This window comes from Mesorhizobium sp. M0664 (assembly GCF_040320565.1).
GTDB lineage: Bacteria > Pseudomonadota > Alphaproteobacteria > Rhizobiales > Rhizobiaceae > Mesorhizobium.
The window spans coordinates 52,294-77,158 of the sequence record NZ_JAMYPW010000004.1 but is presented as its reverse complement, the minus strand read 5'-3'; the positions used below and the strand labels follow the sequence as shown (position 1 = coordinate 77,158).

At 62.8% G+C, this 24,865-nt stretch carries 23 protein-coding genes; 2 read left to right on the top strand and 21 right to left on the bottom strand.

Features of this window, described 5'->3' with window-relative positions; all coding sequences use genetic code 11:
* Window positions 1-70: 70 nt before the first annotated feature.
* The gene (locus NKI39_RS08075; RefSeq protein WP_352831340.1) at window positions 71-1,369 is read right to left on the bottom strand and encodes an adenylosuccinate synthase; all 1,299 of its coding nucleotides are present in this window, start codon (window positions 1,367-1,369) and stop codon (window positions 71-73) included.
* 321 nt (window positions 1,370-1,690) lie between these two features.
* Here NKI39_RS08075 and NKI39_RS08070 point away from each other — a divergent pair, with 321 nt between their 5' ends.
* Window positions 1,691-2,593, top strand: a complete 903-nt coding sequence (locus NKI39_RS08070; protein WP_352454884.1) for a DMT family transporter — start codon at window positions 1,691-1,693, stop codon at window positions 2,591-2,593.
* A 59-nt stretch (window positions 2,594-2,652) separates the two neighbouring features.
* Here the strand turns inward: NKI39_RS08070 and serA are convergent, their stop codons facing one another.
* The 5 genes from serA to glmM form a co-directional block, all read right to left on the bottom strand.
* Complete coding sequence (gene serA / locus NKI39_RS08065) at window positions 2,653-4,251, bottom strand: phosphoglycerate dehydrogenase (protein WP_352814911.1); 1,599 nt, start codon at window positions 4,249-4,251, stop codon at window positions 2,653-2,655.
* A 183-nt stretch (window positions 4,252-4,434) separates the two neighbouring features.
* On the bottom strand, window positions 4,435-5,610 hold the full coding sequence (locus NKI39_RS08060; RefSeq protein WP_352814910.1) for a phosphoserine transaminase: 1,176 nt from the start codon (window positions 5,608-5,610) through the stop codon (window positions 4,435-4,437).
* A 182-nt stretch (window positions 5,611-5,792) separates the two neighbouring features.
* Complete coding sequence (locus NKI39_RS08055; protein WP_352613401.1) at window positions 5,793-6,542, bottom strand: outer membrane protein; 750 nt, start codon at window positions 6,540-6,542, stop codon at window positions 5,793-5,795.
* A gap of 234 nt (window positions 6,543-6,776) precedes the next feature.
* Window positions 6,777-7,616 carry an outer membrane protein gene (locus tag NKI39_RS08050; RefSeq protein WP_352814908.1) on the bottom strand — a complete coding sequence of 280 codons (840 nt, stop codon included), beginning with the start codon at window positions 7,614-7,616 and terminating at the stop codon, window positions 6,777-6,779.
* 226 nt (window positions 7,617-7,842) lie between these two features.
* Window positions 7,843-9,195: a phosphoglucosamine mutase gene (gene glmM / locus NKI39_RS08045; protein ID WP_352471193.1), complete on the bottom strand. Its 1,353-nt coding sequence runs from the start codon at window positions 9,193-9,195 to the stop codon at window positions 7,843-7,845.
* Between the two features lie 873 nt (window positions 9,196-10,068).
* On the opposite strand from glmM, the gene NKI39_RS08040 reads away from it, so the two are divergent.
* Entirely contained in the window at window positions 10,069-10,731 is a 663-nt protein-coding gene (locus NKI39_RS08040; RefSeq protein WP_502893708.1) for a hypothetical protein, read from the top strand.
* A gap of 529 nt (window positions 10,732-11,260) precedes the next feature.
* Here the strand turns inward: NKI39_RS08040 and ftsH are convergent.
* The 15 genes from ftsH to ruvC all read right to left on the bottom strand — a co-directional run bounded on the left by ftsH (window position 11,261) and on the right by ruvC (window position 24,794).
* Window positions 11,261-13,186: an ATP-dependent zinc metalloprotease FtsH gene (gene ftsH / locus NKI39_RS08035; RefSeq protein WP_023677989.1), complete on the bottom strand. Its 1,926-nt coding sequence runs from the start codon at window positions 13,184-13,186 to the stop codon at window positions 11,261-11,263.
* Between the two features lie 106 nt (window positions 13,187-13,292).
* A complete protein-coding gene (gene tilS / locus NKI39_RS08030; RefSeq protein ID WP_352471195.1) occupies window positions 13,293-14,729 on the bottom strand; it encodes a tRNA lysidine(34) synthetase TilS in 1,437 nt (478 codons plus the stop codon).
* Window positions 14,730-14,783: 54 nt separating this feature from the next.
* Window positions 14,784-15,893 (bottom strand): tol-pal system protein YbgF, encoded by a 1,110-nt coding sequence (ybgF, locus tag NKI39_RS08025; RefSeq protein ID WP_352831338.1) that lies wholly within the window; start codon window positions 15,891-15,893, stop codon window positions 14,784-14,786.
* Window positions 15,894-16,068: 175 nt separating this feature from the next.
* Window positions 16,069-16,575 (bottom strand): peptidoglycan-associated lipoprotein Pal, encoded by a 507-nt coding sequence (gene pal, locus NKI39_RS08020; protein ID WP_023677992.1) that lies wholly within the window; start codon window positions 16,573-16,575, stop codon window positions 16,069-16,071.
* 238 nt (window positions 16,576-16,813) lie between these two features.
* Window positions 16,814-17,170, bottom strand: coding sequence for a four helix bundle protein (locus NKI39_RS08015; RefSeq protein ID WP_352831455.1), 357 nt, complete (start codon window positions 17,168-17,170; stop codon window positions 16,814-16,816).
* A gap of 81 nt (window positions 17,171-17,251) precedes the next feature.
* Window positions 17,252-18,523, bottom strand: coding sequence for a Tol-Pal system beta propeller repeat protein TolB (tolB, locus tag NKI39_RS08010; RefSeq protein WP_245274748.1), 1,272 nt, complete (start codon window positions 18,521-18,523; stop codon window positions 17,252-17,254).
* A gap of 78 nt (window positions 18,524-18,601) precedes the next feature.
* Complete coding sequence (tolA, locus tag NKI39_RS08005; RefSeq protein WP_352768348.1) at window positions 18,602-19,759, bottom strand: cell envelope integrity protein TolA; 1,158 nt, start codon at window positions 19,757-19,759, stop codon at window positions 18,602-18,604.
* Between the two features lie 7 nt (window positions 19,760-19,766).
* Entirely contained in the window at window positions 19,767-20,225 is a 459-nt protein-coding gene (tolR, locus tag NKI39_RS08000; protein WP_352831336.1) for a protein TolR, read from the bottom strand.
* A 9-nt stretch (window positions 20,226-20,234) separates the two neighbouring features.
* Window positions 20,235-20,945: a protein TolQ gene (gene tolQ, locus NKI39_RS07995; protein WP_023677997.1), complete on the bottom strand. Its 711-nt coding sequence runs from the start codon at window positions 20,943-20,945 to the stop codon at window positions 20,235-20,237.
* A gap of 295 nt (window positions 20,946-21,240) precedes the next feature.
* Window positions 21,241-21,711 (bottom strand): tol-pal system-associated acyl-CoA thioesterase, encoded by a 471-nt coding sequence (ybgC, locus tag NKI39_RS07990; protein WP_352471199.1) that lies wholly within the window; start codon window positions 21,709-21,711, stop codon window positions 21,241-21,243.
* Window positions 21,712-21,838: 127 nt separating this feature from the next.
* Entirely contained in the window at window positions 21,839-22,879 is a 1,041-nt protein-coding gene (gene ruvB / locus NKI39_RS07985; RefSeq protein ID WP_352454896.1) for a Holliday junction branch migration DNA helicase RuvB, read from the bottom strand.
* Between the two features lie 43 nt (window positions 22,880-22,922).
* Entirely contained in the window at window positions 22,923-23,543 is a 621-nt protein-coding gene (gene ruvA / locus NKI39_RS07980) for a Holliday junction branch migration protein RuvA (protein ID WP_352471200.1), read from the bottom strand.
* Window positions 23,544-23,556: 13 nt separating this feature from the next.
* A complete protein-coding gene (locus NKI39_RS07975) occupies window positions 23,557-23,979 on the bottom strand; it encodes a type II toxin-antitoxin system VapC family toxin (protein WP_352831333.1) in 423 nt (140 codons plus the stop codon).
* Window positions 23,957-24,226, bottom strand: coding sequence for an AbrB/MazE/SpoVT family DNA-binding domain-containing protein (locus NKI39_RS07970; RefSeq protein WP_352471202.1), 270 nt, complete (start codon window positions 24,224-24,226; stop codon window positions 23,957-23,959). Before NKI39_RS07970 ends, NKI39_RS07975 begins: the two co-directional genes overlap by 23 nt.
* A 55-nt stretch (window positions 24,227-24,281) precedes the next feature.
* A complete protein-coding gene (gene ruvC / locus NKI39_RS07965; RefSeq protein ID WP_352471203.1) occupies window positions 24,282-24,794 on the bottom strand; it encodes a crossover junction endodeoxyribonuclease RuvC in 513 nt (170 codons plus the stop codon).
* Window positions 24,795-24,865: the final 71 nt, after the last annotated feature.

The window sequence follows — 24,865 nt, the reverse complement described above, 5'->3', positions numbered from 1 at the left end:
TCAGTCGACCTGCATTTGTTTCTGGGCCGGCCCCCGCAAATCAGCCGCAATGCCCGGAAAGGCTGAGAAACTAGTCTTGAAACGGATCGGTCACAAGTATCGTGTCGTCCCGCTCAGGGCTGGTGGAAAGGAGTGCGACCGGCGCGCCGATCAGCTCCTCGATGTAGCGGACGTACTTCACCGCCTTGGCCGGCAGGTCGTTCCAGCTGCGCGCGCCGGCAGTGGTGCCTTTCCACCCCTCCAGCGTCTCGTAGACCGGTTCGACGCGGGCCTGCGCACCCTGGCTGGCCGGCAGGTAATCGATCGCCTCGCCGTCGAGTCGGTAGCCGGTACAGACCTTGATCTCGTCCAGCCCATCGAGCACATCGAGCTTGGTCAGCGCAATGCCCTTGATGCCGTTGACGGCGACGGCCTGGCGGACCAGCACGGCATCGAACCAGCCGCAGCGGCGCTTGCGGCCGGTGACGACGCCGAATTCATGGCCGCGCGTGCCCAGGAACTCGCCGATCTCGTTCTTCTGTTCGGTTGGAAACGGGCCTTCGCCGACGCGCGTCGTATAGGCCTTGGTGATGCCGAGTACATAACCGATGGCGCCCGGCCCGACACCCGACCCGGCGGCGGCCTGGCCGGCAACCGTATTGGACGAGGTGACGAACGGATAGGTGCCGTGGTCGATGTCGAGCAACGTCCCTTGCGCGCCCTCGAACAGGATGCGCTCGCCGGCGCGGCGCTTGTCGTCGAGGATTTTCCAGACGCGGTCCATATAGGGCAGGATCTCGTCGGCCACCGAGATCAGCTCGCTCATGATCGCCTCGTGCGTGACCTCGGCATGGCCGAGCCCGCGCCGCAGCGCATTGTGGTGCGTCAGCAGCCTGTCGACCTTCAAGGGCAGCGTTTCCAAATCCGCCAAATCCATCACCCTGACCGCGCGCCGGCCCACCTTGTCTTCATAGGCGGGACCGATGCCGCGACGGGTCGTGCCGATCTTCGTTCCGGAATTGGAAGCGGCGTCCTCGCGAAATCCATCCAGCTCCCGGTGCAAGGACAGGATAAGCGCGGTGTTTTCGGCTATTTTCAGGCGGTCTGGCGTCACCTCGACGCCCTGCGCCTTCAATTTCGCAACCTCCGCGACGAAAGCGTGCGGATCGAAGACGACGCCATTGCCGATGATGGACAGCTTGCCTTGCCGCACCACGCCGGACGGCAGCAGCGACAGCTTGTAGACCTTGCCGTCGACGACCAGCGTATGGCCGGCATTGTGGCCGCCCTGGAAGCGCACGACAACATCGGCGCGCTCCGACAGCCAGTCTACGATCTTGCCTTTGCCCTCATCGCCCCATTGCGAGCCGACGACCACCACATTGGCCATATTTCTTTTCCCTTGAGACGCCGCACGAGCAGCTTGAAACAGTTCGAAACGACAGGCCTCTATCGCATCGGCCCCCAAAATCGGAATCGATTTTCGGAAAGCACGACGCGAGGATTAAAGCCTTCCGACGCGTACTTTGTAGCGTCCAATTGCACGCACGTCGTTCTATAGCGTCAAGACCCGGCGAGCGCGACCACTCTTTGCCGCCCAAAACGCTCCGAGGCACAACAATTTTCGCCTTTGACATCATTTACTTGGGCTGGCGGTCGCAATAGGCCCACACCGACCGTCAAATTCCCTCTGCCTGGCCGGGAGTTCACGATGCATCGAGCCGCCTATCTGTTCCTGCTGTTCACCACCTTGCTGTGGGGCGGCAACTCTGTGGCGGGAAAGCTGGCGGTCGGTCATATCTCGCCGATGACGCTGGTCTTCCTGCGTTGGCTGCTGGCGGTTCTGATTCTGCTGCCGATCGGCTGGGGAACGCTACGCCAAGACTGGCCGGTGGTGCGCAGGCATTGGTTGCTGCTTGGCGGGCTCGGCGCTTGCGGCTTCGCCTTTTTCAATGCGATCTTCTACACGGCGCTCAACTACACCACGGCGATCAACGTCTCGATCGAGCAGGCGGCGATACCGATCGTGATCATCATCGCCAATTTCGTGCTGTTTCGCCTGCGGGTGAACCGGGTGCAGATCGCTGGCGTCGTGCTGACCATCATTGGCGTCGCGGTGACGGCGAGCCATGGCGACCTGCGCCAGCTTCTCAAGCTGGATCTCAACTTTGGCGACGCGATCATGCTGGTCGCCGTGCTTTGCTACTCCTTCTATTCGGTGGGGTTGCGGCTGAAGCCGGTCATCCGCTGGCAGAGCCTGATGCTGGCGCTGTCGGTTGCCGCACTCGTCACATCGCTGCCTTTCTTCCTGTGGGAGATTGCCGCCGGCAAAGTCATCGTCCCCGATGCCCGCGGCTGGGCGGTCGCGTTCTATACCGCCATCGGTGCTTCGGTCATCTCGCAGATCTTCTATATCAGGGGCAATGAGCTGATCGGCGCCAACCGCGCCGGCCTGTTCATCAATCTGGTGCCGATCTTCGGCACGCTGCTATCGGTGCTGATTGTCGGCGAGACATTCCAGCTCTATCAGGCGCTGGCTCTCGCGCTGGTGCTCGGTGGCATCAGCCTCGCCGAATACAGCGGACGGAAGATGGCGGCATCCGCTGCTGAATGAAGTCGCTTGCCGCGACGTTCCACCGCCCCGCGTGCTGCTGCACACGGGGCGACCGAATTTCAGGCTATCCCAACATCGAAATGCAGCCGCTTGGCAGAGTCGATCGACTTGTGCGAGCGCACCTGCGCCAACACGTTTTCCGGGAATGGCGCATCGAGATAGAGCAATGCGATGGCATCACCGCCCGGCCGGTTGCGGCCGAGCTGGAAATTGGCGATGTTGACGCCGTTCTCGCCGCACACCGTGCCGAGCAGACCGATGATGCCGGGCGCGTCGGCATTGGTCGTGTAGAGCATGTGCTGGCCAACCTCGGCGTCGAGATTGATGCCCTTGATCTGGATGAAGCGCGGCTTGCCGTCCGAAAAACACGTGCCGGCGATCGAGCGCGTCCTGTGCTCGGTCTTGACCGTCAGCTTGATATAGCCGTCGAACACGCCCGACTTGTCGCGCTTGACCTCGGCGACGATGATGCCGCGCTCCTTCACCATGATCGGCGCCGACACCATGTTGACGTCGGCGACCTGCGGCCGGATCAGCCCGGCAAGAGTGGCGCTGATCAGCGCCCGCGTGTTCATCGTCGCGGTCGAGCCGTCGAACAGGATCTCGACCTCCTTGATCGGATCCTCGGTGACCTGGCCAACAAAGGCGCCGAGCACTTCAGCGAGCTTGACGAAAGGTTTCAGCCGCGGCGCTTCCTCGGCGGTGATCGATGGCATGTTGATGGCATTGGAAACGGCGCCCTTGATCAGATAGTCCGACATCTGCTCGGCGACCTGCAGCGCGACATTCTCCTGCGCCTCCATCGTCGAGGCCCCCAGATGCGGCGTTGCCACCACGTTCTCCATGCCGAACAGTGCGTTGCTCTCCGCCGGTTCGACCTCGAACACGTCGATGCCGGCGCCGGCCACCTTGCCGCTCTTCAGCGCCGCGATCAGGTCGGCCTCGACGATCAGCCCGCCACGGGCGCAGTTGATGATACGCACGCCGGTCTTCATCTTGGCGATCGCCGCGGCGTCGATGATGTTGCGCGTCTTGTCCGTCAGCGGCGTATGCAGCGTGATGAAGTCGGCGCGGGCGAACAGCTCGTCGAGCTCGACCTTTTCGACGCCGAGCTCCTCGGCGCGGCTGTCCGACAGGAATGGATCGAAGGCGATGACATGCATCTTCAGGCCGACGCCGCGCGTAGCGACGATCGAACCGATATTGCCGCAGCCGATGATGCCCAGCGTCTTGCCGGTGATCTCGACACCCATGAAGCGGTTCTTTTCCCATTTGCCGGCATGCGTCGAGGCGTTGGCCTCCGGTATCTGGCGGGCCAGCGCGAAGATCATGGCGACGGCATGCTCGGCGGTGGTGATCGAATTGCCGAAGGGCGTGTTCATCACGATGATGCCCTTGCGGCTCGCCGCCGGTATGTCGACATTGTCGACGCCGATGCCGGCGCGGCCCACGACCTTCAGCCTGGTCGCAGCATTGATCAGCTTCTCCGTGACCTTTGTCGCCGAGCGGATGGCCAGCCCATCATACTGGCCGATCACTTCGAGCAGTTTTTCCTTGTCCTTGCCGAGATCCGGCAAATAGTCGACCTCGATGCCGCGATCCCTGAAGATCTGCACGGCGGTGGTGGAAAGTTTGTCTGAGACGAGAACGCGGGGCATTGGCTTGGTCCTTTGCGATTGGCGTCCCTCCCCCTTGAGGGGAGGGTCGGCGCGAAGCGCCGGGGTGGGGTCGTTGCGGCCGGATGCGGCCAAATCTTTTTCTTTCTGGATGGCGGATCGTTGAACGGGTGGAGGCGACCCCACCCGGCCCTTCGGGCCACCCTCCCCTCGAGGGGGAGGGAGTCAGGCCGCCGCTTTGAGCGACGCCTTTTGCGCCGCAAAGGCCCAGTCGAGCCAGGGCAGCAACGCTTCGAGATCGGAGGTCTCGACTGTCGCGCCGCACCAGATGCGCAGGCCGGGCGGTGCATCGCGGTAGGCACCAATGTCGTAGGCGACGCCTTCCTTGTCGAGCGCCGAGACAATTGCCTTGGCGAACGCAGCCTGTCCATCGGCGTCGAGTGCAGCGACTTGCCGGTCGGTGAAGGAAAGGCAGACCGACGTGTTCGAACGCGTCGCCGGGTCTACGGCAAGATGGCCGAGCCAGGAAGATTTTCTGACAAAGCGATCGAGAACAGCGGCATTGGCATCCGCTCTGGTGACCAGCGCGTCGAGGCCGCCGATCGACTTCGCCCAACGCAGCGCGTCGAGATAGTCCTCGACGCACAGCATCGACGGCGTGTTGATAGTCTCGCCCTTGAAGATGCCTTCGATCAGCTTGCCGCCCGAGGTGAGGCGGAAGATTTTCGGCAACGGCCAGGCCGGCTTGTAGCTTTCCAGGCGTTCGACGGCGCGCGGGCTGAGGATCAGCATTCCGTGCGCGCCCTCACCGCCCAGCACCTTCTGCCAGGAGAAGGTGACGACGTCGAGCTTCCTGAAATCGAGCTGTTGCGCAAAGGCCGCCGAAGTCGCGTCGCAGATGGTCAGGCCCTTGCGGGTGGCCGGGATGAAATCGCCGTTCGGCACGCGCACACCCGACGTCGTGCCGTTCCAGGTGAAGACCACGTCGCGGTCGAAGTCGATTCTGGTCAGGTCCGGCAGTGCGCCGTAGTCCGCCTCTAACCTGCGAACATCGGCGAGCCTCAGCTGCTTGACCACATCGGTGACCCAGCCGGAGCCGAAGCTCTCCCAGGCGACCATGTCGACGCCGCGTTCGCCGAGCAGCGACCACAGCGCCATTTCGACCGCGCCGGTATCCGAGGCCGGCACGATGCCGATGCGGTAATCCGCCGGAACCTGGAGGATTTCCCGGGTCAGCTCGATCGCTTGTTCGAGCTTGGTCTTGCCGATCTTGGCGCGGTGCGAGCGCCCGAGCGCGGCATTTTTGAGCGCCTCGACCGACCAGCCGGGGCGTTTTGCACAGGGACCTGAGGAAAAATTGGGATTTGCCGGACGGAATCCGGGCTTCGCATGCGTGGTCATCGTGGTCTATCCTTCCAGATAGTGGCCCCTCGTTGGGGAGGGGTGGCCCACGGATGGCGATATGCGTTCAGACTTTCGGCGTCAAGGGGAAAGTTTTTGTCGCTGTCAGGATATTGCCGGGGGCGAAACGCAAACGGCGGGCCTGCGACCCGCCATTGTCAACGCCTCGGCTTCGATCGAGCCTACCAGAGATCGTAGCGTAGTCCGACTTTGACTTGATGATTGTTGATCCCTTTGCGGATCGGAAAAGAAGTCAGACTCTCGGCAGTCACATATTCGGCGTCTGGCGCGGAAAAATACTGATAGCCCAGATCGACCGAGACGTTCTTGGACACTTGGTACGCAAGCCCGGCATTCAGCGTGTAGGCGAAGGAGTACTGGGTCTTGTTGTCACGCCGGACGAAATCGTCGGTGGGGTCGGCGTTGTCGGTGAAGTAGCTCGCCGACAGGCGACGCTTGCTCTGCACGACACCGACACCGGCGCCGAGATAAGGTGTGATTCCGACATAGGTGCCAAGGTCGACATAGCCGTTGAGTATGCCTGAGAAGGCATAGTTCTTCAGGGTCGCCGATGCCACGGTCGTTCCGTCGTTATAGCCGACGTCGATCTTGTTGCCGGGAAGATAGCCGACATTGAGATCGGCGCGCAGATAGTCGTTGAAATGGTAGCCGAAGCCGATGCTGGCGAAGATGGGATCTTCCTTTTCGTCGAAGCTCGCGGGTGTAAAGGCGAAATGCTCATCCTTGAAGCTCTTCTGCACCAGATAGGAGACATCGCCGCGCAGATACCATCCCGAGCCAACCTCGACCGGTACATAGTCGGGCGCCTGGTCGACATAGACCGGCGGTTCGTAATCGGCGCCAAGCGCCGGCGTCAGCGGCACCAGGACGACTGCTGCAAGCGCCAGTGCTATAGGCGATTTGAATGTCATGGTCCTCGGCTCCCGAACTTGGCGCATTCGCGATCGCGCGCGCCGTTTCAGACAGCATTGTTAACCATAGTGGTTAAGTGCGGGTTAAGGATAACAAGGCGTTAGCAATTGATTTGATCCGTTTTCGCTCCTCGAGCCGGACGGTGTTACAGGGCAACGCAGCATCTTTAGGCAGCCAAACGAAACCGCCCGGCATCAGCCGGGCGGTCGACGAATTCCTCGATTTCGAAGCGACTACTTCGTGTAGACGGGCTCGGGTTCCGGGACGTAAGGCTCCGGCGGCGCACAGTCCGACCTGCCGAACTGGTAGCGCAGGCCGCCGCGCACTTCGTGAACGTTGATACCTTTGTCATAGCCGGGGCCGACATTGGGGAGGGAGGCATAGTCGAACATCTTACCGCCGTTGATGTGGCTGAAGCGGTAGCCGACATCTAGTTTGACGCGGTCAGTCAGGCAGTAGGATGCGCCCGCCATGGCAGCATAGGCAAACCGCCAGCCCTTGCCACCGGCATGATCAAATGAACCGTCGCTGTCCACGTTGTGCAGTTCATCCCACTTGACCCAGGCACCGCCGATGCCGGCGCCGACGTAAGGCGTGATCCCATGCCAGGTGCCGATATCGACATAGGCGTTGGCCAAGAGCAGCAGCGCCGAATAGGACGAGGTATCGACGGACGTGCAAGGCGTTTGCTGTGGGCCGCAGAAGCCGTTGGTCGAGCCGCGGAATTTGGACTTGCTCATCCAGTCCAGGGTGAGATCGGTGCGGAAATGCTCGTCGATCTGGTAACCAACACCGCCGCCGGCCGAGAAGGCGCCATCCAGCTTGCCTGTATCGAACTTGCCGGGATTCTGGGGCGCCACACCGTAGGTGATGTACTCGCCACCACGAAACTTCGACCAGTGATAGTCGATGTCGCCGCGGATATACCAGCCGCCGAATTCGGCCGGCTGCTCATAGGCAACCGGTGGCGGTGCCTCCTCGACGACGGGCGGCTCGACGAAATCGGCGGCGAATGCCGGTCCGACGCCGGCAAACAGCGCGGCCAGAAGAGCCATTCTAGCTGTGTTGAACATGCTTATCACCCCTGAGAACCCTCGAACGGCGAACGCGCCCGAAATGTGATTGACCTCAGTTGTGGATAATGAATCGGAAAGGTTAAAAGGCGTTTAACCGTATTGATTAACCACGAATCTCTAAAAGTGGAGCAATCTGGCGGCCGTTGCTGCAGGCGGAGCTGGCCGCGACCCAATAAAAAAGCCCGCCGGCAAGGCGGGCTTTTGAACCGATGTTGGAGGGAGATCAGGCGGCGCTACGCGTTTCCGAAATGACCTCGACGATGTCGTTGACCACGGACTCGACAAGCTGCGGGTCGTCGCCCTCCGCCATGACGCGGATGAGCGGCTCCGTGCCGGATGGCCGGATGACCAGGCGCCCGGCCTTGCCGAGGCGATTGCGCGCATCTTCGATCGCCGCCTTGACCGGCGCCTCCTCCAGCGGCTTGCCGCCGGAAATATGCACATTCTTCAAAAGCTGCGGCACCGGCTCGAATTTCTTCGACAGTTCGCTGACCGGTCGGTTATGCCGCTTGATGCAGGCGAGCACTTGGAGCGCCGAGACGAGGCCGTCGCCGGTGGTCGAGAAATCGGACAGCACGATGTGGCCCGACTGTTCGCCGCCGACATTGAGTCCATGGGCACGCATGTGCTCGACGACATAGCGGTCACCGACCTTGGTGCGATGCAACTGCAGGTTCATGTCGCCGAGGAAGCGTTCGAGGCCGAGATTGGACATCACCGTCGAGACGACGCCGCCGCCGGCCAGCCGTCCGCTCTGCTGCCAGGATTCGGCGATCAGCGCCATGATCTGGTCGCCATCGACGATCGCGCCGTTCTCGTCGACAATGACGACACGGTCGGCATCGCCGTCGAGAGCAATGCCGATATCGGCGCGCACCTCGTGCACCTTCTTTTGCAGACCGGCCGGATGAGTCGAGCCGCATTCCTTGTTGATGTTGAAGCCGTTGGGCTCGACATTGATGGCAACGACCTCGGCGCCGAGTTCCCACAGCGCGTCGGGCGCCACCTTGTAGGCGGCGCCATTGGCGCAATCGACGACGATGCGCAGGCCCGACAGCGACATCGAGCGCGGCAGCGTGCGCTTGGCGAATTCGATATAGCGGTCATGCACGCCGTCGACGCGTTTGGCGCGGCCGAGCCCATCGGAATCGGCGAGCGCCAGTTCGATATCCTTGTCGAGCATCCCCTCGATACGCTCCTCGATCTCATCGGACAGCTTGTAGCCATCGGGGCCGAACAGCTTGATGCCGTTGTCGTAATAGGGGTTGTGCGAGGCAGAGATCATCACGCCGATATCGGCGCGCAGCGAGCGCACCAGCATGGCAACAGCCGGCGTCGGGATCGGGCCGAGCAGGAAGACATCCATGCCGGCGGCGCACAGGCCCGACACCATGGCGTTCTCGATCATGTAGCCGGAAAGCCTGGTATCCTTGCCGAGCACGACGCGGTGGCGGTGGCTGCCGCGCTGGAACGAGAGGCCGGCGGCCATGCCGACCCGCATGGCGACCTCCGCCGTCATTGGAAACTTGTTGGCGCGCCCACGAATGCCGTCCGTACCGAAATAATGTCCTGCCATGTTCGCCAGCTTCCCGATGGTTCTTTCCGAGCATCTCATGCCATAAAATGGCCCAAGCCCCGTCATCACATTGTATGATTATGGACGACCAATCCTTAGAAAATTGTTGTTTTGTGTGTTTTACGTCACGCTAGTGTGTTGATTTTCAAGTTCCGAGCCCTTGTTGCGGTAGCAGCATCAGAAACGTCAACTCAAACCTCATCTGGTTCCTTTGGGCTGTGGCAGTGTGGCCTTGAACCCGAATCCGCATCGTGCTGCTCCAGACAGCGGTGGCTCAGGTCCGCCGCAGCCGCCGATTTGACTGGCTGTCATTCGACGCAGTGTCCTCGCTGGGAACCAGCCATAGGCGCGCGCTCCGTGCAATGCACCCGGACGAACTTGGCGGGGAGACGGTCCCGGCAACGAATTCATCACCTTAAAGAAAAGAATGCACTTCTAAATTTGTCTCTACGCTACTTAGCATCTGGCGCAACCAGCCGTTGAGCGCTATTGCTGCACTGGGACATATCATGAACCGCCGCAGGGAGAAAACGCATGCTCATCCACCGACTTGCCACTTTGACGGGTCTTGCCGTCGCGACCTTATTCCTGGCGGCGCCTGCCAGCGCGCTGACCATGGCCGAGTGCAGCACCAAGTATAACACGGCCAAGGACGCGGGAACGCTTGGCGGGCAGAACTGGAACCAGTTCCGCAAGGCCCAATGCGGCACCGATGCTTCCGCCGCTACAACCGAACCCGCGCCAGCCAAAGCCACGGCCAAGGCTGCCGACACGACCAAGGCAGCCGCCGCCGACGATGCGGCGCCGGGCCTGACGGCGAAGGAGTGCAGCACCAAATACCAGGCCGCCAAGGCTGCCGGCACGCTCAACGGCATGAAGTGGAACGATTTCCGCAAGACCCAGTGCGCCGCCGGCGCGACGGCAGCCGCACAACCCGCCGCCAAGACCAAAGCAGCGGCGGCCAGCAGCGATGACGCAGCGCCTGGGCTGACGGCCAAGGAATGCAGCACCAAATACCAGGCCGCCAAGGCTGCCGGCACGCTCAACGGCATGAAGTGGAACGACTTCCGCAAGAGTGAATGCGCCGCCGGCGCAAGTGCAGCCGCACAACCCGCCGCGGCACCTGCCAAGGCGACGACAGCCGCCGCGACCGATACCGGCAAAGGCGTCAGCATGGCGGATTGCAGCGCCAAATATCAGGCTGCCAAGGCCGGCAACACGCTGAACGGCATGAAGTGGAACGACTTCCGCAAGAGCCAATGCGGCGCCGGCGCAGCCGACGACGACACCCTGCCGGCTCCCGATGCCAAATACACCGGCGATCCGCAACCGCCGACCATCACCGCCCCCCAGGGCGTGAAATTCCCGACGGCGATCTCCAAGAAGTATGCAACCGAGACCCCGGCCAAGGGCCGCATGCACACCTGTCTCGACCTCTACTACGCCAACAAGGACGCCAACACGCTGGGCGGCCTCAGGTGGATCCAGAAGGGCGGCGGCTTCTACAGCCTCTGCAACGCCAAGCTGAAGAGCTGACCGGCGCCACCATCCGACGACATGAGCCCGCGAGCCGCAAGGTTCGCGGGCTTTTTGTTGCTGCCGAACAAGTGAGAGGGCCTTCCGAGGTCGAACCAACTGTCAGATCGTGTTTCTTGGCTCTGTCCGGCCGACATCGATCTCGGCACCACCGGAACTCTCATAGCCAGAAGCAGAAAACCCGCCTCGGCGGGCGGGTCATTCAGCGCCAATTGGCACCACACCCAAATTGATAGCATAGCTGCCGGCACAAAGCAAGAACAAAATGTGGCGCCGCCGGCAAAAAATGCGAGCTTCATTCTCCGGCGCGCCTTGTCGATCTTCCCGAAGTCGTCAACGAGGCCGATAGAAGGCTCCATTCCTTCGCGCCTCTCTCTGTCCTGCCGGACATCCCCCCGCGAGGCGGGAGATTGGCCGTCATCGTCACTTTCGCCAATTTCCTGCGATGCAGGAAGGGTCGCATTCCCCAAGAGAAAACGCCGCGGTTAGAGCCGCGGCGTTTCGAAGTCGATCTGTGCCGGGCCGGAGCCTAGCTTGACGGCTGAGGTTCCATGCCGCCTTCGGGCTCGGGGCCTTTCTTGCGGCGGCCGGACTTCGGCACGGCCGAGCCGCGGCTCGGCGGCGTGTCGTCGCCAAGGTCGCGCGCGGGCTTATTGCCGGCGATCAGCTGCTTGATCTCCTCGCCGGACAGCGTCTCGTATTCGAGCAGGCCCTGCGCCAGCGCGATCCATTCCTTCTTTTTCTTGGTCAGGATAGACCTTGCCGTCGAATAGGCCTCGTCGATCAGCCGGCGCACTTCGGCGTCGATGATTTGCGCCGTCTCTTCCGAGATGTTCTGCGTGCGCGCCACCGAATGGCCGAGGAACACCTCCTCCTGGTTGTCGCCATAGGCGACATGGCCGAGCTTGTCGGAGAAGCCCCAGCGCGTCACCATGGCACGCGCCAGCTTGGTCGCCTGCTCGATATCGGAGGAGGCGCCGGAGGTGATGTTCTCCTTGCCGAACTTGAACTCCTCGGCGACACGGCCGCCCATCATGATGGCGAGGCGCGAGATCATGTATTTGTAGCTCATCGAATAGCGGTCGCCTTCCGGCAGCTGCATGACCATGCCGAGTGCCCGGCCGCGCGGAATGATGGTCGCCTTGTGCAGCGGATCGGCCGACGGCACGTTGAGCGCCAGGATGGCATGACCAGCCTCGTGATAGGCGGTCAGCTCCTTCTCGGCCTGTGTCATCGCCGACGAGCGGCGCTCGGCGCCCATCATGATCTTGTCCTTGGCGTCCTCGAATTCGGCCATGGTGACGAGGCGCTTGTTGCGCCGCGCCGCCATCAGGGCGGACTCGTTGACCAGGTTCATCAGATCGGCGCCGGAAAAGCCCGGCGTGCCGCGCGCGATCACCTTGAGGTCGACATTGGGCGCCAGCGGCACGTTGCGCACATGCACCTTCAGGATCTTCTCGCGGCCGACGATGTCGGGGTTCGGCACCACCACCTGGCGGTCGAAGCGGCCCGGCCTCAGCAGCGCCGGATCGAGCACGTCTGGCCGGTTGGTGGCGGCGATCAGGATGATGCTTTCGTTGGATTCGAAGCCATCCATCTCGACCAGCAGCTGGTTCAGCGTCTGCTCGCGTTCATCATTGCCGCCGCCCAGGCCGGCGCCGCGATGGCGGCCGACCGCGTCGATTTCGTCGATGAAGATGATGCAAGGCGCGTTCTTCTTGGCCTGGTCGAACATGTCGCGAACGCGGCTTGCGCCGACGCCGACGAACATCTCGACGAAGTCCGAGCCCGAAATGGTGAAGAACGGCACGTTGGCTTCACCCGCGACCGAGCGGGCGAGCAGCGTCTTGCCGGTTCCAGGAGGACCGACGAGCAGCACACCGCGCGGGATCTTGCCGCCGAGCCGCTGGAATTTCTGCGGGTCGCGCAGGAACTCGACGATCTCTTCCAGATCTTCCTTGGCTTCGTCGACGCCGGCGACGTCCTGGAAGGTGACGCGGCCATGTGCTTCGGTCAAAAGCTTGGCCTTCGACTTGCCGAAGCCCATGGCGCGGCCGGAACCGGACTGCATCTGGCGCATGAAGAATATCCAGACGCCGAGGATGAGGATCATCGGCAGCCAGGAGATCAGGGTGCCGAACAGCGAATTGGAGCCGTCGGATTCAGGACGCGCGTTGATGGTGACGTTCTTGTCCTGCAGCCGCGAAACCAGTGACGGGTCCCCAGGCGAATAGGTCTGGAAGCCGTTGGAACTGTCCGTGTAATTGCCGGAGATACGGGCGCCGGCGATGGTCACCGACTTGATCCGTCCCGCCGCGACTTCCTGCAGGAACTGCGAATAGGGAACATCGCTCGAGGCTCCACGCGTCTGCGGCGTCTGGAAAAGATTGAAGAGAGCGATGAGCAGGACCGCTATGATCGCCCAGAGCGCGAGGTTGCGATAATTCGGATTCATCAATTGTCCCGTTGGCGCCCGCTGGGCGGACACGCGTCGTGAGAGGAAACTTGGCCCTAACATAGGGAGAGCGTCTCCCATTGCCAAGCATAACAGCAGGTCTCGGTTAAGCTTTCGCCCGTGGTAGGCCGGCATTGTGGCCGCCGAACGGCACGGCTGGAACGGGCGCCGCGCCAAGCAACGCGGCGACGGCATCGGCCGGCGCCAGATCGAAGGACGGCAGGAAACGGGCGAAGGGCGCGACTGCCGGATATGCGGCGACAGCCGCCGGCATCGGGCCTTCCCCGGGCAAACCCGGGCCTTCCCCCAGCAAACCAAGGCATTCGCCATCCCGCCAGAGCGCCGGCTCGGCGGCCAAGGCGGCACGCACAAGGCTTGCCGGCGTGCCATGCCCGGCAATTGCCCGCTTTGCGGCAAGAGCCGCCCCGAGCGGTGCTATCAACAGCGGCGCGATCATCAACAATGCACCTGGACTGTCGCCCAATGTGATCCGTCTGCGGCCGTCCCACAGGGCATTGCCGGAAACCGCAACAGCGGGCGGCAGATCGCGCAATTCGCGGTGCAGAAAGATGCCGGTACGCCGGGCATCGATCACGGTCCGCGACAATGTGGCACAAAGCGGCCCGGTGCGGAACCGGCCGAAAAGGGCTTCGCTGCGGGCCTGGTCGGGAAGAAAGGCGGTGCCGCCGGTCGCCGCCAGCAGGATGCGCAGCGCATAAATGGCCGACCGGCTGTCGGCGGCCGTCGCAAAATCCCGATCGAGCCGGACGAGGCCGGCGGCCGGCCTGGAGGCCAAGCTGTGGATCAGCATGGCCGCGCGATGTCCCAGCTGCTCACGCTCGACCGCCGCCTTGCTGGCCAGCGCTATCGCTTCAGCCACGCTAGGCGTACCATCGCCTTCGGCAAGTGCTGCGCGGACGCGCGGCCGCTCGAAAGCGGTGTCGGCATTGGTCGGATCTTCGATCCAGGCAACCTGTTCACGCCGCAGGAATTCGCGCAGCTCAGCACGCCGCACGCGGAGCAGCGGCCGCACGATCCAGTGCCGCCACTCGTAGAGGGTTGCCGGCGCCATGCCGGCAAGGCCCCGCGCTTCGTCGCGCGGCCTCTCCTCACCTGGCCCGTCGTCACGTGCTTGCCGCATCAGCACGGTCTCGGCCTGGTCGTCGGCGGTGTGGCCGGTCAGGATCAGGCCGATGCCTGCCGCTTCGGCGGCCTCGGCGAGCAGCCGGTAGCGGGCTTCGCGCGCGGCGGCGGGCAGGCCGGTCGATGGTTTGTGCCCCGACCAGGCGAGGATGCGATGGGCAATGCCGCGCGCCGCGCACAGCCTGGCCACGGCTTGCGCTTCCGCTGCCGCTTGCGGCCGCAATTGATGATCGATCGTTACCGCCAGCAATTTCGTTGCCGGGGCGTTACGATCGAGATGGGCTTTGAGGAGGAGGAGAAGGGCGGTCGAGTCGCTGCCGCCGGACACGGCCGCAACAGCGCCGTTGGAAAAGTCGATCCGCGAAAAATCCGAAAGGTCAGGCTCGCTGTCGAGCGTCATGCATGTCGCCCAAGCGTGGGCCCGGTTTTGCGGCAACGACACGCAACGGAAAAACTAGCACGCCGCGAGTGCCCTTTCCTGCTTGACCCGCTCCTTGAGCGCGCCGGAAATATCGGGGTAGCGCTTGCCGATCTCGCTGAAAGTGGCACAGGCCACGTCGCGCTGCTTCAGCCCGACCAGTGAAACGCCGAGCTTCAGCAGCATGTCGGGCGCCTTCTTGGCCTTGGGATAGTCCTTGCTGGCTGCGAGGAAAATCTCGGCCGCATCGCGGTATTTCTGCTGGCCGAGCAGCGATTCACCGAGCCAGTAATGCGCGTCCGCTGCTTTGGCGTCCTTGGGAAAACGGGCGATATGGTCGCGGAAGCCCTGTTCGGCGGTGCTGTAGTCGCCCGACAGGATGAACTGGTAAGAGTTGCGGTAAAGCTCCTCCGGATCGTTGGTCGACGGGAGTGCCGCAACCACCGTATCGTCGGATTTACCGGCCTTGTTGCCGGCTGCGCTGGCGCCGTTGGCTGGGGCCGTATTCTGCTGCGGCGCATTCGCTTGCGCATTGCCATCGGCTTCGACGACATTGCCGTTTTTGTCGACGGTGATGGTGCCGAACGTCTTGGGCGGCGCGCCGGGGATCAGCTTGCCGGGATCGCCGTTGGGCGATTCGACGATGACGTCCTCGACGCTCTTGTCGCCGTCTGCCGCCTTGCCCGCATCGGCCGGAGCCGGCGTCCCCGGCGCCTCCGCCACGTTACTGTCGCCGTTGGGGCTGTCGCTGCTGGGCGCGGCCTCGGACTTCTTCTGCTCGGCCGGCTGCTGCGCGCCTTGCGGACCGCCTTCCAGCTGCTGGAAGCGGAATTCGTTGTCTTCCTGCTGCTTGCGGATCTGCTCCTGCATCTGCAGGACCTGGAAATTGAGTTCCTCGATCTTGCCATTCATCTGCCGGAGCTGTTCCTCCAGCGCCGGAGTGCCGGTACCATCCTGCTGCGCGAATTGAACCTGATCCGGCTTTTTCTTTTCGCCGAAAATGCCGGGCAGTTTGATCGTCGGCAGGTGGAAGGAAAAACCGCTTTCCGATGACTGCCCGGTGCCGTTTGCCCCGTCAGCAAGTGCCGCGATACTTGATACGAGCAGCAGCGCAAGCGTGCCGCTCAAGACCGATCTGAAATGCATGTGCCTCTCGCCGTGAAACCGTTAGCCTGTTGCGCGCCCTTGCCAACCGAAGTGGCCAGGCGCCCTCGGCTCTTAACAGGACGTGAGACTTCGGCCAAATTTTGTTTGGAGCGGGCAGATATGAAAAAGGCGGCCTTTTGGCCGCCTTTCGCACCAAGTGTTGCATTTATGCCGATCAAGAACCGGCGCCGCCCAGCGTGGTTACGGCGCGGCGGTTCTGCGACCAGCAGGAGATGTCGTCGCAAACCGCGACCGGACGCTCCTTGCCGTAGGAAATGGTCTTCAGGCGCTGCGCCGAAACGCCTTTGGCGACCAGGAAGTCGCGTGTGGCGGCAGCACGGCGGGCGCCGAGCGCCAGATTGTATTCGCGCGTGCCGCGCTCGTCGGCATGGCCTTCGATGACGATGGCATACTGCTTGTACTGGTTCAGCCACTGCGCCTGGCGCGACAGCGTCGTCTGCGCATCGGCGCGGATCGAGGACGAATCGGTGTCGAAGAAGATGCGGTCGCCGATGTTGACGGTAAAGTCCTGGGCCGATCCGGGCGTTGCCGCGCCGGCGCCGTTGAGGCCGAGATCGGCGGCGCTGTTCGGCGTCTTCTTCGAGGCGCAACCGGTGATCGCGAGCATCGCGACCAGCGCGATCATGACCGGGTTTGTGGTAAGTGCTGCGATACGGCCCATGCCGCCTCTCCTTCGCAATTCGAGTGATTTCATTGATCGTCCAGTAACCACGTTTGGGTTAACCGGCGCTCAAGAAACACGGTTAAAATTTGGTTTTCGGCTGCCGTCCGCAACCGTTCTGCCGAGGGGCGACAATGAGCGCGGACCGTAGGCGGAAATGCGGCTAAAACATGAAAAAGAGGGAATTGAGGAACTGAAGAACCGAGGAATTGAGGAATCGAGGAATTGAGCAAAGAGATCACCTCAGCTTCTCTCTGAGATTGACCAGCACTCCGTAGATACGGGCATAGGATTGCAACCAATGGTCGCGTTGCGCCTGTGTGATGTACTCGAGGTCGAACGCATACGAACTCCAGGTCTCCACCTCACTGCATGATCCTATGGCCATTGAAATGAAGCGTGCGAATTCGGGCTTGGAGTGAGCCTGTTTGGCAAAGCCTTCGGCCAAATTGGCGCAGATCGCCTTGCTGGAACGACGTAGTTGATCGGCGAGCGCGTATTGCTCCATTTTCGGAAAAGCAAGCGTGGCTCTGTGTACCCCAAGGGAAACCGCACAGGCACGCTTATAGACTTCTAAATCCCTCGCGTGCTCGATGTAGACCCCTCTGCCTTCTCCATTCTTCAGTTCTTCAACTCTTCAACTCCTCAGTTCTTCAACTCCTCAGTTCTTCTTCCATCACTCCAGCAGCGGCGACCAGGCCGGATCCGAGGCGAAGTTCGCCGTGGGGATCGACTGTTCGTTGCGGCCGGTGAGATCGACCGAAACAAGTTTTGGTCCACCATTGGAATCGCGGAAGAACATCAGCACCCGGCCGTTGGGCGCCCAGGTCGGCCCTTCCTGCTGAAAGCCGGTGGACAGGATGCGCTCACCCGAACCGTCGGTGCGCATGACGCCGATCTGGAATTCGCCGCCGGTCTGCTTGGTGAAGGCGATGAGATCGCCGCGCGGCGACCACACCGGCGTCGAATAGACGCCGTCGCCAAACGAGATGCGGGTCTGGCCCGAGCCGTCGGCGCCCATCACATAGATCTGCGCGCGGCCGCCGCGATCCGAGGTGAACACCACCTTGCTGCCGTCAGGCGAGTAGGACGGTGAGGTGTCGATGGCGGTCGAATTGGTGAGCCTGGTCGTCGAGCGGCTTCTCAGATCCATGGCGAAGATGTTGGAATTGCCGTCATCGCGCAGCAGGCTCATGATCACCTTCTGGCCGTCCGGCGAAAAGCGCGGCGCAAACGTCATGCCGGGGAAATTGCCGACCAGCTCGCGCTGCCCCGTCTCGATCTGCAGCAGGTACACCCGCGGCTGACCGCTTTCATAGGACATGTAGGTGATTTCCTGCCGGTTCGGCGAGAAGCGCGGCGTCAGCACGATCGATTTGCCGTTCGAGAGATAGCGGACGTTGGCGCCGTCCTGGTCCATGATGGCTAGCCGCTTCTTGCGCGCATTCTTGGCACCGGACTCGTCGATGAAGACGACGCGCGTGTCGAAATAGCCCTTCTCGCCGGTCAGCCGCTCGTAGATCGCATCGGCGATGATATGGGCGACGCGCCTGGTATTGGCGTCGTTGGCGAAGAACTGCTCGCCCGACATCTGCTGGCCGGCAAACGTGTCCCACAACCGATACTGGGCGCGAATGCGGCCGTCAGCCTCCTTGCCGACACTGCCGGTGACCAGCGCCTGCGCATTGATCACCTTCCAGTCTTCGAAGCGCGGCGTGGCATCCGGGTTCGAGATCTTTTCGATGAAAGCGCTTTTGTCGATCGGCGCGAACAGGCCGGAGCGTTTCAGGTCGGCACTGACGATGCCAGAAATCTCGGCGCCGAGCGCATCGCCGCCCTGGAAGTCCGTGATGGCGATCGGCAACGGCTCGACATTGCCCTTATTGACGTTGAGCTCAACGAGCGCCCGCGCCGGCAGGGTGACAGCAACGGTCATACCCAGCGCCATCGCTGCGATCGTCAGGAGCGGCTTGAGGATGGATTTCATGTCTTCTCGCTTCTTTCGCTGATTCTGTGAGCGCCAGGCCTAAAGACCGAGCATCTCCCTGGGGTCAAAAGTGACCCGAACGTCGGACCAGATGTCTTGCTTGCCCGCCGGAACCTGCAAGCCGGCCACATCGCATTTCTGAACCGCGCGCACTGCACTTTCGTCAAACGGGCGGTTTCCGCTCGACTTTTCAACGCTCGGCCGGCCATCCAGCTTGCCGGAGGCGTCCAGATTAAACCGGACCACGACGACGAAATTCTCCGAACCCTCGAGCCCTGCCGGAAGCGTCCAGCAACCACCAAGCTGGGCCTCCAATGCCCCCTGCTCCGATTTCGAAAGCTTCTGGCCCTGATCCTTCTCGCCGCCGAGCGATGCCTGCTGGGTCGAGCGCTTGGCGCCGCCGCCGGACGGCTTCCGCTTGTCAAGCAGAGCCGAAATCTCGTCGGCGTTGAATTGCTTGTCGTCCGATTTCGGCCTGGATGAGGCTTCCTTGACCGGCTTGTCGGCGTCCTTGCGCTCCGGTGCCTTCGCGCTCTCGGCCTGGGCCGGCTGCGGCTTTGGCCGAGCCTCGGGTGCCGGCGCCGAGTCGGGAAGCTGCGCCTCCTCGGTTGGCGGTTGCTTGGCAATCGCCTCGGCGACGGCATCCGGCTTGACCTCGGGCTGCGGATCGATCGCGGCAGTCTTGTCCTGCGGCGGCGTGGGCGTCGGCTCCTTGGCCGGCGTCGGCTTGGGCTCGGTCTGCTTGACAGGTTCGGGCTTGACCTCTTCCTTCGGCTGCGGCACCGGCGCCACCTCCGTAGCAGGAATAGGCTTCGGCTCTTCCTTCGGCTTCGGCACGTCCTCGGGCTTGGGCTTTTCGACCGGCGTCGGCGCGGGTGGCGGAGCCGCCGTCATGTCGACTGGCTGGGGCTTGGGCTCAGGTGTCGGCGGCTTGTCGGTGTCGACGCTGTTATCGCCGACTTTCTGGGCATCGGGAACGATGTCGGGACGCTGCGTCGGTACCGGCGCCGGCTTGTCGTGCATTACAGCTTTCTTGTCGCCTTGCAGGACCTGTGCCGTCGCTTCCATCGGCACGATCTCGACCGACACCGATTCCGCATCGGACGCAGGCATCGCAGGCGGCGAGGACAACGTGAACAGCCCGAAGGCGATCGCCACCGTATGCAAGATCACCGATGTGGTGAGGCCGGTCCTCATCTTGCGTCTACTGATCCTGTTCCTGCAGTGAAACCAGGCCGATATTCTTGTAGCCAGCAGCCGAGATGCGGGCCATCACCTTCATGGCAGTGCCATAGTCGGTGGACTTGTCACCCCTGATGAAAATGCGCTCGTCATAGCCGGTCTTCGAGATCGCCTGCAGCTTTGCCACCAGCTCCTCGATCGGGATCTCGGTTTCCTGGAGGTAGATCTGACCGGCCGAGTTGATGGACACGGTTATAGGCTGCGTATCGGCGTTCATCGCTTTGGCCTGGGTATCCGGCAGGTCGATCGGCACGCCGACCGTCAGCAACGGCGCCGCGACCATGAAGATGATCAGCAGCACCAGCATCACGTCGACCATCGGCGTGACGTTGATCTCCGATATCAAGGCGTGATGGCGGCCGCGCCGCCTGTGGCCTCGACCACCGCGTCCTCCGCCACCCGCGCCTACAGACATTCCCATGATCGTTCCTCAGGCCTTCTGCGCGACTTTTTCATCGATTTGGCGCGAGAGTATGGCGGAGAACTCATCCGCGAACCCTTCCATGCGGACGGCGATCTTGCTCGCGTCGGACGACAGCTTGTTGTAGGCGATGACGGCGGGGATGGCGGCGAGCAGGCCGATGGCCGTCGCCAGCAGCGCTTCGGCGATACCGGGCGCGACCACCGACAGGCTGGTGTTCTTCGAAGCGGCGATCGCCTGGAACGAGGTCATGATGCCGATCACGGTGCCGAACAGGCCGATGAAGGGCGCCGCCGAGCCGGTGGTGGCGAGGAAGCCGAGCCGCCCTTCCAGCTTTTCCATCTCGCGGGTCAGCGCCAGATCCATAGCCTTGTCGATGCGGGTCTGCAGGCCGAGCGGCGATTTTGCGCCCTTCTCGAAGCTCTTCTTCCATTCGCGCATGGCGGCGACGAAGATCGCGCTCATGCCGGTCGTCTTGCGGTCGGCGAGCGTGCGGTAAAGCTCTTCCAGCGACTGCCCCGACCAGAACACCTGTTCGAAGCGGTTGAGCGCCAGCCGCATGCGGGCATAGGCGACGAGCTTGTCGACGATGATCGCCCAGGTCCAGATCGAGGCACCAAGCAGCCCGATCATGACCAGCTTGACCACCCAACCGGCCTGCATGAACAAGGCCCAAATCGATAAATGCGCGCCCGGTTCGGCGAGAGCGATGTTTTCCATGTTACGTCCTTAAAGATTTTCCGGGCGTGGCTGGCGGCTGGCCCATGGGCATCCCTTGTGGTCCGTTCGCGTTAAGCTTGCGGAATAACCCCAAATGCACCGTTGGCGGCCTTTTCGGGGCAAATATTGGTGAAAGGAAGGCGCTTGGATTCTTCCAATCTTAACCAATCCCTTCATGGACCGTTATGGTTAAGGATGGGTTAGGACGTACAGCGCGGCGCATTGCCGCGCCCCGACGACCAGCCCGGCGATCCTCGCCTCGACCGGGAGCTCCGGATCTTCCGCCTCTGAACTCTTATTTGCGCGTTCCGGGCATGAAGGCTGCCACCCAATCCTTGGGAAAGCGCCGCGGCCGGCCGTTCTCGCCGACGATCGCCGCTTCGACCCGCGCCTCGACCAGCACTTCGCTGCCGCGTTTCAACTGCTGCGCCATGACGATGCGGGCGCCGGAAATGTCTTCGGTGCGCGTATCGATGGTCAGGATGTCATCCATGCGGGCCGAACCGCGGAAATCGATCTCCATGCGCCGCACCACCCAGACTATTTTCTCGCCATGCTTGCCGTCGGCAAGCTCGGTGTGGTGGACGCCGGCCAGCCGCAGATAGTCGGACCGGCCGCGCTCGAAGAATTCGAGATAGCGCGCGTGGTAGACGACGCCGGAAAAATCGGTGTCTGCATAATAGACCCGCGCCATCAATCGATGGCCGAATTCCGTGAGCGCGCCGGAAAGTCCGGCGGACAATGCCGATTCACCGTGATCGTCCATTGCGCTGTCCTTTTGGCCCGACAGGCCCTGTTTCAAGCAACACCTGTTTTGCGCATAGACCGGCGATGATCAAGACCTGGAGGGCTGGGCCGGGGACTGCCAGCACCGAAGCCATAAACAGCGGAACTTAGGGTTCTTCCTGGAACAGGCTGATCTGCTGCTGCGCCAGGTCCTTTGGCGCGTCGAGGCCGAGATGCCGCCAGGCATTGGCCGCCAGCACGCGGCCGCGCGGGGTACGCATGATGAAGCCTTGCTGGATCAGAAAGGGTTCGATGATGTCCTCGATGGCATCGCGTGGCTCGGAAAGCCCGGCGGCGATTGTCTCGATGCCGACCGGCCCGCCGCCGAAATTCCGGGCGATCATCGACAGATAACGGCGGTCGAGCGCGTCGAGGCCGAGCCCGTCGACCTCCAGCCGCGTCAGCGCCTCGTCGGCGATCTTGCGGTCGACATGGCCGTCGCCGGCAACGCTGGCGAAGTCGCGCACCCGGCGCAACAGCCGGCCGGCGATGCGCGGCGTGCCGCGCGCCCTCCGGGCGATCTCCAAAGCACCGTCGTCGCCGAGCGGCATGGCAAGGATGCGGGCGCCGCGCCGCACGATCTGCTCGAGTTCCTCGACCGAGTAGAAATTGAGCCGCACCGGAATGCCGAACCGGTCGCGCAGCGGGTTGGTCAACAGGCCGAGCCGGGTGGTGGCGGCGACAAGCGTGAAGCGGGCAAGGTCGATCTTGACCGAGCGCGCCGCCGGCCCCTCGCCGATGATCAGGTCGAGCTGGAAATCCTCCATCGCCGGATAGAGGATTTCCTCGACCGCCGGGTTGAGCCGGTGGATCTCGTCGATGAACAGCACGTCGCGGTCTTCGAGGTTGGTGAGCAGCGCCGCGAGATCGCCGGCCTTGGCGATGACCGGACCCGAGGTCGAGCGGAAATTGACGCCAAGCTCGCGCGCCATGATCTGCGCCAGCGTCGTCTTGCCGAGGCCGGGCGGGCCGACGAACAGCACATGGTCGAGCGCTTCGCTGCGCCCCTTGGCGGCCTCGATGAACACTTTGAGATTGGCCCGCACCGCCGCCTGGCCGACGAAGTCGCCAAGCGTCTGCGGCCGCAAGGTCTGCTCGGCGTCCTCGCCGCGTCTGTCGGGAGCAATGAGGCGTGGCGAAAGGCTCATGCCGCCTTCCTTGCATATGGCAAGGGACCGGACAAGCAACGTCTCACCGTGCCAGCTCCTTCAGCCCGAAGCGGATCAGCTTCGAGGCGTCCGCCTCCTCGCCTGCCGTCTTCAGCGCTGCCGCCACCGCATTGGCCGCGGTGTCGCGCGAATAGCCGAGATTGACCAGCGCCGAGACGGCGTCGGTGATCGGCGCCGAGGCGACGCCCTCGCCGAGCTCCTGCTTCAGGCCGATGGTGCCGGAGGCAGTGCCCGCATAGGCCGGCGCCTTGTTCCTCAATTCGGTGACGATGCGCTCGGCGACCTTCTTGCCGACGCCGGGAGCACGGCTGACCATGGCGATATCGCGCAGCGCAATCGCATTGGCGAGGTCGGCCGGCGCCAGCGTCGACAGGATGGCCAGCGCCACCTTGGCGCCGACGCCTTGCACATTGTTCATCAACAGCCGGAACCATTCGCGCTCCAGCACCGACTGGAACCCATAGAGCCGCAGCATGTCCTCGCGCACATAGGTCTCGATGAACAGCACCACCGCCTCGCCGGGCGGCGGCAATGCCGCCAGCGTGCGCGCCGAGCAATAGGCAACGTAGCCGACGCCATGTACGTCGATGATGCAGAAATCCTCGTCGATCTCGTCCAGCGTGCCTTTTAGCTTGCCGATCATTTGAGCGTGCCGATCATGCCGGGTGGGTTTCCGGAGAGATGATATCGAGGTCCGGGAAGTAGCTGCGATAGCGCGCGGCATCGCGCGTCAGCAGCCGATGCCCGGCGACAACCGCATGGGCGCCGATAAAGAAATCCGGCAGCGTTCGTTCGCCAATGCCGCCGGCGCGGCGATAGCGGGAATGCGTGACACCAGCGAGGAAGGCTGCCTCCCACGGCAGGAATTCGCGATCCATCTTGAGCATGTCGACTGCTTGGCGAAGGGCCTGTTCGGTCGCAATCAACGGCGCGAGCTCGGACCAGACGATTGCATTGATTACGAGTGCGCCGTCGCGCCGGCATGCGGTAATCGCGGATGCCGACCATTTCGTCTCCCGTCCGGCAGGACCCCAAAGGTCGATCAGGACATTTGTGTCAATCAATGTCGAGATCTTCACGTGGGCCCCTCAGCCATTCCATATATTCGTTCGCCGTCATGCCTCCCAGATCCAGCGTACCGGCCATACGGCCGAGCATCTGGCTGAATCTGCGCGAGGCTTCCTCCTCCGACATGTTTTCGTCGACCGCAATAACACGAGCCCCGTCCTCGGTGGGGACGAACTCCACCTCCGAGCCCGGGCCGATACCCAGATGATCCCGTATTTCCTTCGGGATGGTCACTTGGCCCTTGGTGGTAACGCGCATGGTAATACCTCGTTGGTATTACTTATTGCCCATGGAGAACAAGTCAAGAACATACTTATCCGGCCAGCGCCGCCATCCTGTAGGCGATGCTCTGCCGGTGATGCGCGTGACAGATGGCGATGGCCAGCGCGTCGGCGGCGTCATCGCTGTCGAACGTCGCCTTCGGCATCAGCACCTTGACCATCATGTGGATCTGCTTTTTGTCGCCATGGCCGACGCCGATCACCGCCTTTTTGACGGCGTTTGGCGCATATTCGGCAACGACAAGGCCGGCACGCGCCGGCACCAGCATGGCGATGCCGCGTGCCTGGCCAAGTTTCAACGTCGCCGCCGCGTCCTTGTTGACGAAAGTTTGCTCGACCGCCGCCTCGTGCGGCATCGCGGCATGCAGGACCTCGGCGAGCCCGTCATGCAATTGGCAAAGACGCACCGCCAGCGCGGCCTTGTCGTCGGACCGCACCGTGCCGGAAGCGACGAAGCGCAGCGAATTGCCGAGGCTCTCGACGATGCCCCAGCCGGTGCGCCTCAGCCCCGGATCGATGCCGATGATGCGAATCGCTTCCCCCATCCGTCAAGTCTACCTTCGGGGGGACAGCGATGCCAGCGAAATGTGAACAAACCAGAAACAGCAAGCCGAGT

Coding starts and splice junctions, on each gene's coding strand:
- NKI39_RS08075 (WP_352831340.1), bottom strand. CDS start 1,369: ATGGCCAATGTGGTGGTCGTCGGCTCGCAATGGGGCGATGAGGGCAAA.
- NKI39_RS08070 (WP_352454884.1), top strand. CDS start 1,691: ATGCATCGAGCCGCCTATCTGTTCCTGCTGTTCACCACCTTGCTGTGG.
- serA (WP_352814911.1), bottom strand. CDS start 4,251: ATGCCCCGCGTTCTCGTCTCAGACAAACTTTCCACCACCGCCGTGCAG.
- NKI39_RS08060 (WP_352814910.1), bottom strand. CDS start 5,610: ATGACCACGCATGCGAAGCCCGGATTCCGTCCGGCAAATCCCAATTTT.
- NKI39_RS08055 (WP_352613401.1), bottom strand. CDS start 6,542: ATGACATTCAAATCGCCTATAGCACTGGCGCTTGCAGCAGTCGTCCTG.
- NKI39_RS08050 (WP_352814908.1), bottom strand. CDS start 7,616: ATGTTCAACACAGCTAGAATGGCTCTTCTGGCCGCGCTGTTTGCCGGC.
- glmM (WP_352471193.1), bottom strand. CDS start 9,195: ATGGCAGGACATTATTTCGGTACGGACGGCATTCGTGGGCGCGCCAAC.
- NKI39_RS08040 (WP_502893708.1), top strand. CDS start 10,069: ATGAAGTGGAACGATTTCCGCAAGACCCAGTGCGCCGCCGGCGCGACG.
- ftsH (WP_023677989.1), bottom strand. CDS start 13,186: ATGAATCCGAATTATCGCAACCTCGCGCTCTGGGCGATCATAGCGGTC.
- tilS (WP_352471195.1), bottom strand. CDS start 14,729: ATGACGCTCGACAGCGAGCCTGACCTTTCGGATTTTTCGCGGATCGAC.
- ybgF (WP_352831338.1), bottom strand. CDS start 15,893: ATGCATTTCAGATCGGTCTTGAGCGGCACGCTTGCGCTGCTGCTCGTA.
- pal (WP_023677992.1), bottom strand. CDS start 16,575: ATGGGCCGTATCGCAGCACTTACCACAAACCCGGTCATGATCGCGCTG.
- tolB (WP_245274748.1), bottom strand. CDS start 18,523: ATGGCGCTGGGTATGACCGTTGCTGTCACCCTGCCGGCGCGGGCGCTC.
- tolA (WP_352768348.1), bottom strand. CDS start 19,759: ATGAGGACCGGCCTCACCACATCGGTGATCTTGCATACGGTGGCGATC.
- tolR (WP_352831336.1), bottom strand. CDS start 20,225: ATGGGAATGTCTGTAGGCGCGGGTGGCGGAGGACGCGGTGGTCGAGGC.
- tolQ (WP_023677997.1), bottom strand. CDS start 20,945: ATGGAAAACATCGCTCTCGCCGAACCGGGCGCGCATTTATCGATTTGG.
- ybgC (WP_352471199.1), bottom strand. CDS start 21,711: ATGGACGATCACGGTGAATCGGCATTGTCCGCCGGACTTTCCGGCGCG.
- ruvB (WP_352454896.1), bottom strand. CDS start 22,879: ATGAGCCTTTCGCCACGCCTCATTGCTCCCGACAGACGCGGCGAGGAC.
- ruvA (WP_352471200.1), bottom strand. CDS start 23,543: ATGATCGGCAAGCTAAAAGGCACGCTGGACGAGATCGACGAGGATTTC.
- NKI39_RS07970 (WP_352471202.1), bottom strand. CDS start 24,226: ATGCGCGTTACCACCAAGGGCCAAGTGACCATCCCGAAGGAAATACGG.
- ruvC (WP_352471203.1), bottom strand. CDS start 24,794: ATGGGGGAAGCGATTCGCATCATCGGCATCGATCCGGGGCTGAGGCGC.